Annotated in this window: 12 protein-coding genes; 2 read left to right on the forward strand and 10 right to left on the reverse strand. The window is 69.7% G+C overall.

Features of this window, described 5'->3' with window-relative positions; genetic code table 11:
- Positions 1–331 precede the first annotated feature (331 nt).
- Positions 332–2,164: a serine/threonine-protein kinase gene (locus N4G63_RS06130; RefSeq protein ID WP_260785595.1), complete on the forward strand. Its 1,833-nt coding sequence runs from the start codon at positions 332–334 to the stop codon at positions 2,162–2,164.
- Between the two features lie 117 nt (positions 2,165–2,281).
- On the opposite strand, the gene N4G63_RS06135 is transcribed toward N4G63_RS06130, so the two are convergent.
- From N4G63_RS06135 to N4G63_RS06145, 3 genes are all read right to left on the reverse strand, one after another.
- Positions 2,282–2,518, reverse strand: a complete 237-nt coding sequence (locus tag N4G63_RS06135) for a hypothetical protein (protein WP_260785594.1) — start codon at positions 2,516–2,518, stop codon at positions 2,282–2,284.
- A 149-nt stretch (positions 2,519–2,667) separates the two neighbouring features.
- Positions 2,668–3,201, reverse strand: a complete 534-nt coding sequence (locus N4G63_RS06140) for a hypothetical protein (RefSeq protein ID WP_260785593.1) — start codon at positions 3,199–3,201, stop codon at positions 2,668–2,670.
- 78 nt (positions 3,202–3,279) lie between these two features.
- A complete protein-coding gene (locus N4G63_RS06145) occupies positions 3,280–4,428 on the reverse strand; it encodes a JmjC domain-containing protein (RefSeq protein ID WP_260785592.1) in 1,149 nt (382 codons plus the stop codon).
- A gap of 55 nt (positions 4,429–4,483) precedes the next feature.
- Here N4G63_RS06145 and N4G63_RS06150 point away from each other — a divergent pair, with 55 nt between their 5' ends.
- The gene (locus N4G63_RS06150; protein ID WP_260785591.1) at positions 4,484–5,005 is read left to right on the forward strand and encodes an FKBP-type peptidyl-prolyl cis-trans isomerase; all 522 of its coding nucleotides are present in this window, start codon (positions 4,484–4,486) and stop codon (positions 5,003–5,005) included.
- Between the two features lie 222 nt (positions 5,006–5,227).
- Here N4G63_RS06150 and dut read toward each other — a convergent pair whose 3' ends face one another.
- The 7 genes from dut to alaS form a co-directional block, all read right to left on the reverse strand.
- Positions 5,228–5,677 (reverse strand): dUTP diphosphatase, encoded by a 450-nt coding sequence (gene dut, locus N4G63_RS06155; RefSeq protein ID WP_260785590.1) that lies wholly within the window; start codon positions 5,675–5,677, stop codon positions 5,228–5,230.
- A gap of 26 nt (positions 5,678–5,703) precedes the next feature.
- On the reverse strand, positions 5,704–6,171 hold the full coding sequence (locus tag N4G63_RS06160; protein ID WP_314599472.1) for a patatin-like phospholipase domain-containing protein: 468 nt from the start codon (positions 6,169–6,171) through the stop codon (positions 5,704–5,706).
- Between the two features lie 2 nt (positions 6,172–6,173).
- On the reverse strand, positions 6,174–7,436 hold the full coding sequence (gene coaBC / locus N4G63_RS06165; protein WP_260785588.1) for a bifunctional phosphopantothenoylcysteine decarboxylase/phosphopantothenate--cysteine ligase CoaBC: 1,263 nt from the start codon (positions 7,434–7,436) through the stop codon (positions 6,174–6,176).
- 90 nt (positions 7,437–7,526) lie between these two features.
- The gene (locus tag N4G63_RS06170; protein ID WP_314599473.1) at positions 7,527–8,294 is read right to left on the reverse strand and encodes a YecA/YgfB family protein; all 768 of its coding nucleotides are present in this window, start codon (positions 8,292–8,294) and stop codon (positions 7,527–7,529) included.
- A 140-nt stretch (positions 8,295–8,434) separates the two neighbouring features.
- Positions 8,435–8,995 carry a GNAT family N-acetyltransferase gene (locus N4G63_RS06175; RefSeq protein ID WP_260785586.1) on the reverse strand — a complete coding sequence of 187 codons (561 nt, stop codon included), beginning with the start codon at positions 8,993–8,995 and terminating at the stop codon, positions 8,435–8,437.
- A 181-nt stretch (positions 8,996–9,176) separates the two neighbouring features.
- Positions 9,177–10,115 carry a toll/interleukin-1 receptor domain-containing protein gene (locus N4G63_RS06180; RefSeq protein WP_260785585.1) on the reverse strand — a complete coding sequence of 313 codons (939 nt, stop codon included), beginning with the start codon at positions 10,113–10,115 and terminating at the stop codon, positions 9,177–9,179.
- A 181-nt stretch (positions 10,116–10,296) separates the two neighbouring features.
- Positions 10,297–12,942 (reverse strand): alanine--tRNA ligase, encoded by a 2,646-nt coding sequence (gene alaS, locus N4G63_RS06185; protein WP_260785584.1) that lies wholly within the window; start codon positions 12,940–12,942, stop codon positions 10,297–10,299.
- Positions 12,943–13,038 lie beyond the last annotated feature (96 nt).

The following is a 13,038-nucleotide window of genomic DNA, read 5'->3' on the forward strand; positions in this document are numbered from 1 at the left end:
GATTTAGAGTACTTTCCGCAGGCGCGATGCCATGGGTGCAAAACAATGATAAACGTGTATCCGTTGGACGCATCCCACGAGAACAGGCGCAACTTCATCCCAGCAGAGTGTTCGCTGCCATACCGCACGATCCCTATGGACATCGCGCCACGCGCGCTGCCCGTGCCGGCCGGAGCGCCCCAAGCCCACCACCCTGCCGATCGGCCCAAGGCCGGCGCCCACGACGCCACGGCGGCGTCCCACGGGGCACGGACAACCCGGCTGATCGGGGGGCGGCAGCGTGACCGGCATGCGCAACAATCGGCAAGATTGATCGCCCAAGCTGCACCCGATGACATCGCCCGCCCCTGACCCATCGCCGCGCCCGGCAGCCACGCCGAATCCGGCCGATGCGCAGGCCTGGGCGCCCACCCAGATCATTCCGCGCGCGGCGGCCAGCCGGCCGGCTGCCATCGGCAATGCCTTGCCGGTGGGCACGCGCATGGCCGAGTTCGAGGTGCTCAAGGTCATTGGCGAAGGCGGTTTCGGCATCGTCTACCTGGTGCAGGACCACATGCTGCAGCGCCGGGTGGCGATCAAGGAATACATGCCGGCCACGCTGGCAGCCCGTGGCGACGGGCTGGAGGTGGTGGTCAAGGCCGAGCGCGACCGTGCGCTGTTCAATGCCGGCCTCGACGGCTTTTTGCAAGAAGCGCGCATGCTGGCGCAGTTCGACCACCCGGCGCTGCTCAAGGTCTACCGCTTCTGGCAGGCCAACGGCACGGCCTACATGGTGATGCCGTTCTACGAAGGCACCACGCTGAAGGCCACGCTCAAGGCCCTGGGCGCACCGCCCGACGAACGCTGGCTGATGGCCCTGCTGGCGCCGCTGACCGAGGCGCTGGGCGTGCTGCACGCCGAGCGCTGCTACCACCGCGACATCGCGCCCGACAACATCCTGCTGCTGGCTGGCTCCGGCAAGCCGCTGCTGCTTGATTTCGGCGCCGCGCGCATGGTCATCAGCGATGCCACGCAGGCCCTCACGGCCATCCTCAAGCCAGGCTATGCCCCGGTCGAGCAGTACGCCGAGGTGCCCGGCATGAAGCAGGGCCCCTGGACCGACGTGTATGCCTTGTGCGCGGTGGTCTACGCCGCCATCACCGGCACCAAGCCGCCGGCCGCCGTGGGCCGCACGGTGCAGGACAGCTATGTGCCCCTGGTGCGTGCCGCGGCGGGCCGCTATTCGGCCGGTTTTCTGCAAGCCATCGACGACGGCCTGCGGGTGCGCCCCGATGAGCGGACCGAATCGGTGCAGGCCCTGCGCCAGGCGATTGCCATCGATGGTGGCGGTGCCGGCGGCGTGACCGTGATCGTGCCGTCGAGCCGCCCGCCGGCGGCGCCGCCGCCGGTCACCGTGATGCCCCCGGTGGCCCACAAGGCCATGCCCAGCATCGACACCGGCCCGCACGCAGCGGCCGGCGCCGAGGCCAAGGGCAGCCCGAAGCTGCTGTGGGCCGGTGTCGGCAGCCTGGTGCTGCTGGCCGGTGCCGGCGCCCTGTGGCTGCAGCAGCGCAGTCCGGCACCGGCCGCCATGCCCGCCGCCCCGCTGGCCAACCCTGCACCGGCGGCGCCGGCACCGGCCGCCACCGTGGCGCCGGCCGGGCCGGCGTCCACCTGGAGCCCGGTGAGCGAGTTCGACCGCATCCTGCAGGGCCGCAGCGCGGGCTTCGATGTGCAGGCCGGCGCCCAGCAGCCCAGCCTGCGCATCGGCAAGGACCGCCTGGTGTTCACCGTGCGCTCGGCGCGCGACGGCTACCTGTATGTGTACTCGGCCAGTGGCGATGGCACATGGCTGCTGCTCTATCCCAACAGCCAGGCCACGCAGAACCGGGTGCGCGCCGGGCAGGCTCTCACGCTGCCGCAGGCGAACTGGCCGCTCGACACCACCGAGCCTGCGGGCGAGGAGTACTTCCTGGCCCTGGTGTCCGAGAACCCGCGTGATTTCTCGGCGCTGGGCCTGGTGCGCGAGACCTGGTTCCAGAAACTGCCCACCGGCTCCGCGGCCGCCACGCTGGCGCAGGGCCACACGGCCAGCGGTTCGGTCTTTGCCGGGCGCGCGCAATGCGCCACTGCCGGCTGTGATGCCTACGGCGCGGTGCGCTTCTCGGTCACTGTGACGCGCTGAAACGCTGAGTCGCGCTGGCAGCGCGATGCCGAGGCTTGCGCGTCGCGCCATGAAAAAAGCCGCCCCGAAGGGCGGCTTTTTTTCGCCTGCGGCTGAAAGCCGCAACGCAGCAGCAGCTTACTTGCTGGCAGCGGTGGCGGCAGCCGAAGCGGCAGCGTCGGCCACGGCAGCGGCGCCAGAAGCCACAGCAGCAGCGCCCGAAGCGGCGGCAGCGGCGGCCGAAGCAGCAGCGTCAACCACGGGGGCGACGACAGCGGCGGGAGCGGGAGCGGCGGCGGGCGCCTCTTCCTTCTTGCCGCAGGCGGTCAGGGCAGCAGCAGCGATCAGCGAAGCCAGCAGGAGCGACTTGTTCATTTGGTTTGTCCTCTAAAAATGGATCGATCAACAATTACCGGTAATAGGATCCGACGCATCCATCGAAACAGATCCGCCGTAAACCAGACCCAGAAAGCTCGAGCCCTTCTGGGACTAGCCCGCCATTATAGCCATACTAGGGAACGTCCCTATAAACCCAGCGTGGTCACCGGCCACGCCGGTGCGCAGCGTTGCAAACACGCATCAGTTTGCTCCCATTGGGCACGCAACAGCGCAGCTTGCCGCACCACCCGGCTGCGCCAATGCGTGCCGTCGAGCAGCTGCAGCCCCACTGGGCCGGCCAGCAGCAGACTCGGGGCTTCGTCCTCAACGGGCAGCGTGGGCGACCAGGCATCGATGCGGTGCGCCCAATCGCGGCGCCAGCGCTCCAGCCTGGGGAAGATCCGCGCTGTTGCCGCGTAATCGTGGCCGATGAACACCAGACGCCGGCCCGGAGCGCGCAGCCACCGGCCCAGACTGTCCAGCACGGCCGGCTCGCCCAGCGGCCATTCGGCGAAGTCGCGGCTCCACAGCAGCACGGGCCGCACGGCCACGCCACCCCCAGCTTGGCCTGAAGGGTTTGCCGCGCCTGCCGCGCCGGCGTGGCCATGGCCCAGCTGGCACAAGGTGCTGCGCAAGGTATCGACCCACGCTGCGCGCCCGGTCAGCACGGTATCGGCCAAGGGCGCCGCCAGTGGATCGCCCGGCGGGCCGGATGGTGGCTCTGGGGGATTCATGGCTACGGTATGTCAGCCGATGAATCAACCAGCCAGCTGCTGATGCAGCCAGCCGGCCTCGGCCCAGTCGTCGAGCAGGCCGCGCGCGCCCTCGCCCAGCCGCGCCACCTCGGCCGGTGCCAGCTCACGGGCATCGGCCAGCTGGCGCATCAGCCTGGCGTCGCGGCCGCTGGCTTCAAAGGCTTCGCCATTGATGAACACGTGGTGCTCGTCGTAGGCCATGCGCGTGCGGCGATCCAGGCGCACGCCGGCGCCCTCGCCCACCGCCACGCCAGCCTCGAACCAGACCTGCGGCTTGGGGTCGGTCACGGCGGCACCCAGCACCCGGTCAAGGGCCTGCGGGTCGGCCAGCGCACGCTCGAGCGAGGCGATCGCAAACTCGCGCAGCGTAGTGGGCAGGCGCCCGGGCGTGGTGGTGGCGCCATGGCCGGGATCGCGGTAGATGGCCTCGCGCACGCCCGGCGGTGGCGGCTCGAGGTCATCGGCCAGGCGTTGCAGCAGGTCTTGCGCCAGCGTGGTGGCGGTGGCGGCGCGAAAGCCCACCGAGCAGGTCATGCACTCGCCTTCGGCCACGCCATCGTGACCCCACAGCGGCGGCAGGTAGAGCATGTCACCGGGCTCGAGCACATGTTCTTCGGTGGGCTCGAAGTTGGCCAGGATGCGCACCGGCAAGCCGGGCACCAGGCTGCGGTCCTTCACCGGGCCGAAGCGCCAGCGCCGGCGGCCGTGCACCTGCAGCAGGAACACGTCGTACGAATCGAGGTGCGCGCCGACGCCGCCGCCATCGCTGGCGTAGGAGATCATCAGGTCATCGAGCCGCGCGTCGGGCACGAAGCGAAACGGCGCCAGCATGCGGTGCGCCGCGTCCAGGTGCAGATCCAGGCCCTGCAGCAGCAGGGTCCAGCCCGGCTTGCCGACGGGCGGGATCTGGCGCCGCGTGAACGGGCCGTGCCGCAACTGCCAGCCCGGCTTGCCGCGCGCATCCAGCTGCGTCAGCAGGCGGCTTTCAACGCCCTCCTGCCCGGCCAGATCAAACAGCGCCGAGCGGCTCAACGGCGGCTGCACGCCGGGCCAGGCCTGGCGCACCAGCAGCGGTTTCTTTTGCCAATGGCGGCGCATGAAGCGCTCGGGCGACAGGCCGCCCAGCAGCGCCGTGGGTTGGTTCACATCCATGGCGCGGCATTGTCACCGCGGCCGGGCGTCATGCGGCTTGTGCGATCATGCCTGGATGTTGATCCAAGCCCCTTGTGTGGTGAGCCTGACATGGACCCTGGCCGATGCCCAGGGACAGGCCATCGATGAATTGCTCGAACCGATGGAGTTCTTCTACGGCGGCGACGACCTGCTGCCCAAGCTGGAAGAAACCCTGGCCGGCCAGGAAGCCGGTTTCGAGACCGACCTGCACCTCGAGCCCGAACACGCCTTCGGCGACTATGACGCGCAGCTGGTGTGTTTTGAAGACCGCGCGGTGTTTCCCGAGGGCGTGGAAGAAGGAATGCAGTTCGATGGCCTGCCCGAAGGCGCCGCCACCGTGGGCATGCCGCCCGAGCTGATCTACACCGTGACCGAGATCTACACCTCGCATGTGGTGCTGGATGGCAACCACCCGCTGGCTGGCGTGTCGCTGAACCTGCACGTCAAGGTGCTTGCCGTGCGCGAAGCCACCGATGCCGAAGCCGAAGCCGGCTCGGTGGCAGAGAGCTTGCTGAGCGTGGTGCCCACGGCGCAGACGCCGCCCCATCTGCATTAGTCATGGCGCACCCGGCCCTGCGGGTACGCAGGGCCACCCGCCGGGCGGGTGCGGGCCGGCTTGGGAGCGGCCCGGCGCTCGGCCCGCTGGCATGGCGCACCCGCCCCTGCGGGTACGCAGGGCCACCCGCCGGGCGGGTGCGGACCGGCTTGGGAGCTGCCCGGCGCTCGGCCCGCTGGCATGGCGCACCAGGCCCTGCGGGTACGCAGGGTCACCCCCGGTTCAGGCCCTGCCGGTCGAGCCGAAGCCGCCTTCGCCACGCTGCGAGGCGGTGAAGTCATCCACCCGCCTGAACGTGGCCTGCACCACCGGAACGATCACCAGCTGCGCGAGGCGCGCCATCGGTTCGAGCGTGAAGGCCGCGTTGCCGCGGTTCCAGCAGCTCACCATCAGCGGGCCCTGGTAGTCGCTGTCGATCAGGCCCACCAGATTGCCCAGCACGATGCCGTTCTTGTGGCCCAGGCCCGAGCGCGGCAGGATCATGGCCGCCAGACCGGGATCGCCAATGTGGATGGCGATGCCAGTGGGAATCAGCTCGCACTGGCCCGGGGCCAGGCTGAGCGGCGCGGCGATGCAGGCGCGCAGATCGAGGCCGGCGCTGCCCGGCGTGGCGTAGGCGGGCAGGTGCTCGGCCATGCGGGGGTCGAGGATCTTGAGATCGATGCAGTTCATCATGGGTCAGTCGAGGTGGGGACTTGTCAGCTGAGCGTCACGCAGCCCCGTGACAGCAAGGCCGCGGCATCGCTGCGGCCCAGCTCCCAAGCGGCCTTCACGGGCGTGCCCCGGCGGCAATCCCAGGTTGAAACAGGCACGGGCTGGCTGGGCTGCCAGCAGGTTCGGCCAAGCTCACGAAACAGCGGCGGTCGCCCGGGGTCATGACGCGTCGGCATCACCAGAGCCTGGGTCGCTGGCTGGCGCGCGGCATCGGGCACGGGCACGGGCGCGTTGTCGGTGTCGCCACCATCCATGGCCATTGGCCTGACCGCCGCCGCGCAGGCAAAAACGGCGGCGCCAATGGCGGCGCCGGCACGGGTACCGCTCAGGCCCTGCGGCAAGCGTGCGCCGAACCTCGCTAAATCGTCCAGGGCGCCGGCCTGCCACCCGCAGCGGTTGCCACCGCCCGCCAGGGCCAGCCAGTCCAGGCCCGGCCAGTGCAGTGCATTCACACTCACGGGCTCCCCGGTGCGCACCCGAGCCGATGGGCGATCTCGTGCACCAGCGCGCGGGCCAGGCTCAGCTTGTCGGCGGTGGGCAGTTCGCGTTCGCCGGTCTCGTCAACCAGCAGCAGGGTGTTGTCGTCGCGGCCGAAGGTGGCCGGGCCCAGGTTGCCCACGATCAGCGGCACGCCCTTGCGCAGGCGTTTTTCGCGGGCATGGCGTGCCAGCTCGTGGCTTTCGGCGGCGAAGCCCACGCAGTAAGGCGCGGCGGCCAGGCGGGCCACGGCGGCCAGGATGTCGGGGTTCTCGGTGAACGAGATGGCGGGCACCTGGCCCGAGCCGTCTTTCTTGATCTTCTCGCCGGCGCTGGCCGTGGGGCGCCAGTCGGCCACCGCGGCAGTGGCCACGAACACATGCTGCGCAGCGGCCAGCGGCAGCACGGCATCGTGCATCTGCTGCGCGCTCTTCACATCGATGCGGCGCACATGGCGCGGCGTATCGAGCGCCACCGGGCCGGCCACCAGGGTGACGTCGGCGCCGGCCTCCTGCGCGGCGCGTGCGATGGCAAAGCCCATCTTGCCCGATGACAGGTTGGTGATGCCGCGCACCGGATCGATGGCCTCGAAGGTGGGGCCGGCGGTGATCAGCAGGCGCTTGCCGGCCAGCAGCTTGGGCTGGAAGAACGCGATCAGCTCGTCGCGCAGTTCAGTAGCTTCAAGCATGCGGCCGTCACCCACCTCGCCACAGGCCTGGTCGCCATGGCCGGGGCCGACCAGCACGGCGCCGTCGGCCACCACCTGGCGCAGGTTGCGCTGCGTGGCCGGGTGCAGCCACATCTCGCGGTTCATGGCCGGGGCCAGCAGCAGCGGCACGCTGCGGCCGATGGCGGCATCGGCCGATTGCGGCCGCGCCAGGCACAGCAGCGACAGCAGCTCATCGGCCCGGCCCTGCGCCAGCTTGGCGATGAAGTCGGCCGAGGCCGGCGCAATCAGGATGGCGTCGGCCTCGCGGCTGAGGTTGATGTGCGCCATGTTGTTGGGCTCGCGCGCGTCCCACTGGCTCAGCGCAACGGGCAGGCCCGAGAGCGCCTGCATGGTCACCGGGGTGATGAACTGGCAGGCGGCCTCGGTCATCACCACCTGCACGCTGGCGCCGGCGCGGCCCAGTTCGCGCACCAGCTCGGCCGACTTGTAGCAGGCGATGCCGCCTGACAGGCCCAGCAGGATGTGGCGGCCGCCCAGCGGCTGCGGTCGATGGGGAACGGGGATGGACATCAGGCTCGGTTCCGCAAGTCTGGCGCAGGGCCACCGGCAGCGGCCGGTCGGGCCCCTGCACGGCCGCCTGGCGGCAGGTGGATCAAAGGCTCAGGCGCCGTGGCACTTCTTGAACTTCTTGCCGCTGCCGCAGGGACAGGGGTCGTTGCGGCCGGTCTTGGCCTCGACGCGCCGGGTCTCGGGCTTGGGTGCATGCTCGAGCCAGTAGACCCGCAGATCCTGGATCGCGAAGCAGGCCTCGTCGACGATCTGGTCGCGCTCCAGCGTTTCGCCCGGGTACTCGTCCTGCAGGTGCTCGGCCAGCTCCTTTTGCGGCAGCGTGAGCGCCAGCACGCGGACCATGCAGCTGTCGAACCACACGCCCTCGTCGCTTTCGGGATCGGGTTCAGGCCAGTCTTCGGCAAAGTGCTCCACCGCCTGCTGGAAGCCTTCGGACCACAGTGCACCGGTCTGCAGCAGGTCGCGGGCTTCTTCTTCGGTGGCATGCCCGCCGGCCACCATTTCGGCGCGCGCGGCGTCGTCGTAGCTGGCCATCAGCGGCGCCAGGCGCAGGTTGTCGGGCGCATCGAGCATGGCCTCGGCATCGAGCTGGCTGGCCAGCAGGTCGGCATGGGTCTGCAGCGTGGCGCGGGCGGCGGCTTCGTCCTGCGGATCGGCGAAGGTGCGCTCGAAGGCATCGCCAAAGGCCTTGGGCAGCCATTCGTCGATGGCGATGGCGCGGCGGCTGGAGGCGATGGCGGTCATGTAGCCATCGAGCCATTCGAGCGAGGTGTCGGCGCCAAAGCCGGCCAGGCGCTCGCACAACTGCTCCAGCGCCTCGATCTGCGCCTCGGTGGCGTTGCGGGGGGCGCGGCTCATGGGCGGCGGGCCGGTGCGGGGCGGCGGGTTGAGGTCATGGTGGCGGCGCAGCGGCGCGGGTCAAAAAAAGGCAGATGAGGCGCGCATTGTCGCTGCTGAGCGCCCGCAGACGGCGGCCGTGCGGCGCAGCGCGGCTGGGTTCAGGCGCCCTGCGGTGGCCAGACCGGTGGCCGGGGATGCAGGCGCGCCATCGACAGCGAGTCGACGTACTGCCCGTCGCGCAGGGCATAGCCGATGTGCCGGCCCTCGCAGCGAAAGCCCAGCGATTCGTACAGGGCGATGGCGCGCTGGTTGTCGGCAAACACCTGCAGCTCCAGGCGCAGCACCTGGGCCCAGCGGTCGGCGTAGTCCAGCAGCGCGGTCATCAGTGCCCGGCCTACGCCCTGCCCTTGCGCCTCGGGCGCCACCGACAGGCCCAGCATCATCACGTGGCGCCGGCGCAGCTGCAGGCCCACCGGATGCAGGCCGCAGGTGCCCACGATGGCCGGCTCGCCATGCGCGTCGGCGCGCTCGGCCACCAGCATCAGATCGGTCTTGCCCGGGGTTTGCTGCTCGGTGAGCAGGGTCTTGAGCCGCTCCTCCACCACGTAGGGCACCTGCATCAGATAGGGCAGCACCTCGGGGTGGCCCATGATGCGGGTGAAGCCGGGCGCATCGGCCGGGGTGGCGCGGCGAATGTTCAGGGGCGCGTCAAAGCTCATCAGGATCCTCCAGCGCCCGAGTGTTGCCGGCGCCCACCGCGGCCGTCAACGCCCGGGCGGCTGCGCAGGCCGCATCACGAGCCCGGTGTGAATGAAGCGTCGCGCGCGGGCTCGGCGTGGTTCGGGCAACGCCGCCCGACACCCGTGCAGCGGCTTGCGCAGCAAGCCCAGCCACCGCGTGTCAGGCCGAGACGGCCTCGGAGGCGATGCCCACCTCGCTGGTGGGCAGACCGAACACCTGCTCGAGCAGGCTGCAGGCCAGGTCGCGCAGCTGGCAGGCCTCGGCCTCGTCGATCGGGCCGCAGTCGCACACGCCGGCGGCGTTGGGGTCGCGGTCGCGCTCGACGCCAAACTCGCGCGCCATGCGCTGGCGCACGGCAACCGGCAGCTGCAGAAACTCGGGCAGGTCGGCATTGCCGGCCACCTCGAGCGTCACGTGCAGCACGCCGTCATCGTCTTGCGCCAGGCCAAAGGCCAGCATCTGCACCGAGTTGCGGCCCTCGTGCGCGAACACCCTGACCGCGGCCACCTCTTCGCTGTCGAGCAGCGCATCGAGGTGGTCGGTGAGCTCCAGCGCCCAGTCGGCGAGTTCGTTGTCGTCGCCGTCGGCCTCGTCTTCGCTGCCGTCGTCCACTGCGGCGGCCTGGTCGAGAGCGGCTTGCTCGGCCAGTGCCTCCTCGATGGCGCGCTTGAGCTTGACGAACACCTGGTCGACCTGCACCGGGTTCAGCGCCTGCAGCGGCTGCTCGGGATCGTTGGCGCTCTGGAACGCGCCGAGTTCGGGGTGGCCGCGGAAGTCGCAACTGCCCACGATGACCGGCATGATGCGCGTGCCCTCCTGCTCGGCCTTCTGCAGCAGCGGCGGCAGTTCGCCATCGGCGATGAAGTCGGAGGCCAGGAAGTGTGCCGACACCAGCAGCACGGCCACATGCGAGTCGTCGAGCGCGTTCTGGATCTCGTCGAGCCAGCGCTTGCCCACGCCGATCTTCTGGTCGGTCCACAGCTCGACGTTGTGTGAGCGCTCCAGCGGCTTGAGGTGCACGTGCATGCGCTCGAGCCATTCCTTGTCGGTGTGGGCGTAGCTGACAAAGATCTTCGGGCGATCGGAAGCGATGGGCATGGTGGTGGCTCCAGGGGTTGCTGATCCATTCCCAACGCGGTCGCTGCTGGGCAGCTGTCCTCGCACAAGTTTTTACAGGATGACATGCGCCCCGTTGGCCGGCAAGCAGGTGACCCCCGAGAAACGGCAAAGGGCGCCGAAGCGCCCCTTGCCGTCTCAACAAGCCAGCCGAGGCCGGGGCTCAGAGCCGCTCGGCCACCCAGCCCGAGACGCTGGCCAGCGCCGCCGGCAGGCTGGCCGCGTCGGTGCCGCCGGCCATGGCCATGTCGGGCTTGCCGCCGCCCTTGCCACCCACCTGCTGGGCCACAAAGTTCACCAGCTCGCCGGCCTTGAGCTTGCCCAGGCTGTCGGCGGTGACGCCGGCGGCCAGCTGCACCTTGCCGCCATCCACTGCGGCCAGCACGATGGCGGCGGTCTTGAGCTTGTTCTTCAGCTGGTCCATGGTGGTGCGCAGCGTGGCGGCATCGGCGCCCTCCAGCACCGCGGCCAAGACCTTCAGGCCCTTCACGTCCACCGCCTGGGCCAGCAGGCCATCGCCCTGCGACGAGGCCAGCTTGCCCTTCAGCGCGGCCAGCTCCTTCTCGAGCGCACGCAGCTGCTCGAGCACGGCGTTCACGCGCGCCGGCACCTCGGTGGGCGTGACCTTCAGCGTGCCGGCAACGCCGCCCACGGTGCTTTCCAGCTGCTGCAGGTAGGCCAGCGCGTTGTCGCCGGTCACGGCCTCGATGCGGCGCACGCCGGCGGCCACGCCGCTTTCGGCCACCACCTTGAACAGGCCGATGTCGCCCGTGGCGCGCACGTGCACGCCGCCGCACAGCTCCTTGCTGTTGCCGATGCTGAGCACGCGCACGGTCTCGCCGTACTTCTCGCCAAACAGCATCATCGCGCCGCTCTTTTGCGCGTCGTCAATGGCCATCACCTGGGCTTGCGTGCCGGCATTGGCCAGGATCTCGGCGTTGACGATGGCCTCGATGCGGCGCACCTCGGCGTCGCTGACCGGTGCGTTGTGGGCAAAGTCGAAGCGCGTGCGCTCGGGCGTGACCAGCGAGCCCTTCTGCTGCACATGGCCGCCCAGCACCTCGCGCAGAGCCTTGTGCATCAGGTGGGTGGCGCTGTGGTTGCGGATGGTCTTGGCGCGGCGCTCGGCATCCACACGGGCCACGAAGCTGTCGCCCACGGCGATGGCGCCTTCCAGCACGCGGCACTGGTGGCCAGCCACATCGGCCTGGATCTTGGTGGTGTCTTCCACCAGCACGCGGGCGGCGGTGTTGCGCAGCTCGCCGGTGTCGCCCACCTGGCCGCCGCTTTCAGCGTAGAACGGCGTGTGGTCGAGCACGATCACCACATCGTCGCCGGCCTTGGCCTGCTGCACCGGGCTGCCGTCGATGTAGAGCGCCACCACCTTGGCGGTTTCACACACCAGGTGCTCGTAGCCGTGAAAGGTGGTGGGCAGGCCGTCGTAGCTGAGGCCGGCGGCCATCTTGAACTTGGCGGCGGCACGCGCCTGTTCGCGCTGGCGGTTCATCGCGGCCTGGAAGCCGGCTTCGTCCACCGCCACGCCGCGCTCGCGGCACACGTCAGCGGTCAGGTCGACCGGAAAGCCGAAGGTGTCGTGCAGCTTGAAGGCGGTGTCGCCGTCGATGGTCTGGCTGCCCGAACCGGCCATCGCGGCCAGCGCGGCTTCCAGGATCTCCATGCCGTGATGGATGGTCTGGAAGAAGCGCTCTTCCTCGGTCTTCAGCACCTCGGTGACGCGCTGGGCGTCGCGCGCCAGCTCGGGATAGGCCTCGCCCATCTCGGCGGCCAGGGCCTTGACCAGGGTGTGGAAGAAGGGCTTGCGCGCGCCCAGCTTGTAGCCGTGGCGGATGGCGCGGCGGGCGATGCGGCGCAGCACGTAGCCGCGGCCTTCGTTGCCGGGGATCACGCCGTCGGTGACGATGAAGCTGCAGGCGCGGATGTGGTCGGCAATGACCTTCAGGCTGGGGCTGGTGGCGTCACAGTCGTTGCCGGCCGGCGAGGCGCTGTCGACGGCCAGCTTGGCGGCACCCAGCAGCTTGGCGAACAGGTCGATCTCGTAGTTGCTGTGCACATGCTGCAGCACCGCGGCCAGGCGCTCGAGGCCCATGCCGGTGTCCACGCTGGGCTTGGGCAGCTTGTGCATCACACCGTCCTCGGTGCGATTGAACTGCATGAACACGTTGTTCCAGATCTCGATGTAGCGGTCACCGTCTTCGTTGGGGCTGCCCGGGGGGCCGCCGGCCACGTCGGGGCCGTGGTCGAAGAAGATCTCGGTGCAGGGGCCGCAGGGCCCGGTGTCGCCCATCATCCAGAAGTTGTCGGACATGTAGCGGCCGCCCTTGTTGTCGCCGATGCGCACGATGCGCTCGGCGGGCACGCCCACCACCTTGTTCCAGATCTCGTAGGCCTCGTCGTCCTCGGCATAGACGGTGACCCACAGCTTGTCGGACGGCAGCTTGAAGTGCACCGTCAGCAGCTCCCAGGCGTAGCTGATCGCGTCCTTCTTGAAGTAGTCGCCGAAGCTGAAGTTGCCCAGCATCTCGAAGAAGGTGTGGTGCCGCGCGGTGTAGCCCACGTTGTCCAGGTCGTTGTGCTTGCCACCGGCCCGGATGCACTTCTGGCTGGTGGTGGCACGGCTGTAGGGCCGCTTGTCGAAGCCCAGGAACACGTCCTTGAACTGGTTCATGCCGGCGTTGGTGAACAGCAGCGTCGGGTCGTCGCCGGGGATCACCGGCGAGCTGGCAACGATGGCATGGCCCTTCGACTCGAAGAACTTCAGGAACGTGGAGCGGATCTCGGCGGCTTTCATCGGGTCGGGCGGTGCCTGTAGAGGTGGTCGAGGGTGCGGTCGCGCTGCGCGCCGGCTGGGCGCACGAAACCCGCGATTTTAGGCCCTGGGCGGTGG

Origin of the sequence: Aquabacterium sp. OR-4 (assembly GCF_025290835.2) — a bacterium.
Lineage (GTDB): Bacteria > Pseudomonadota > Gammaproteobacteria > Burkholderiales > Burkholderiaceae_C > Pseudaquabacterium.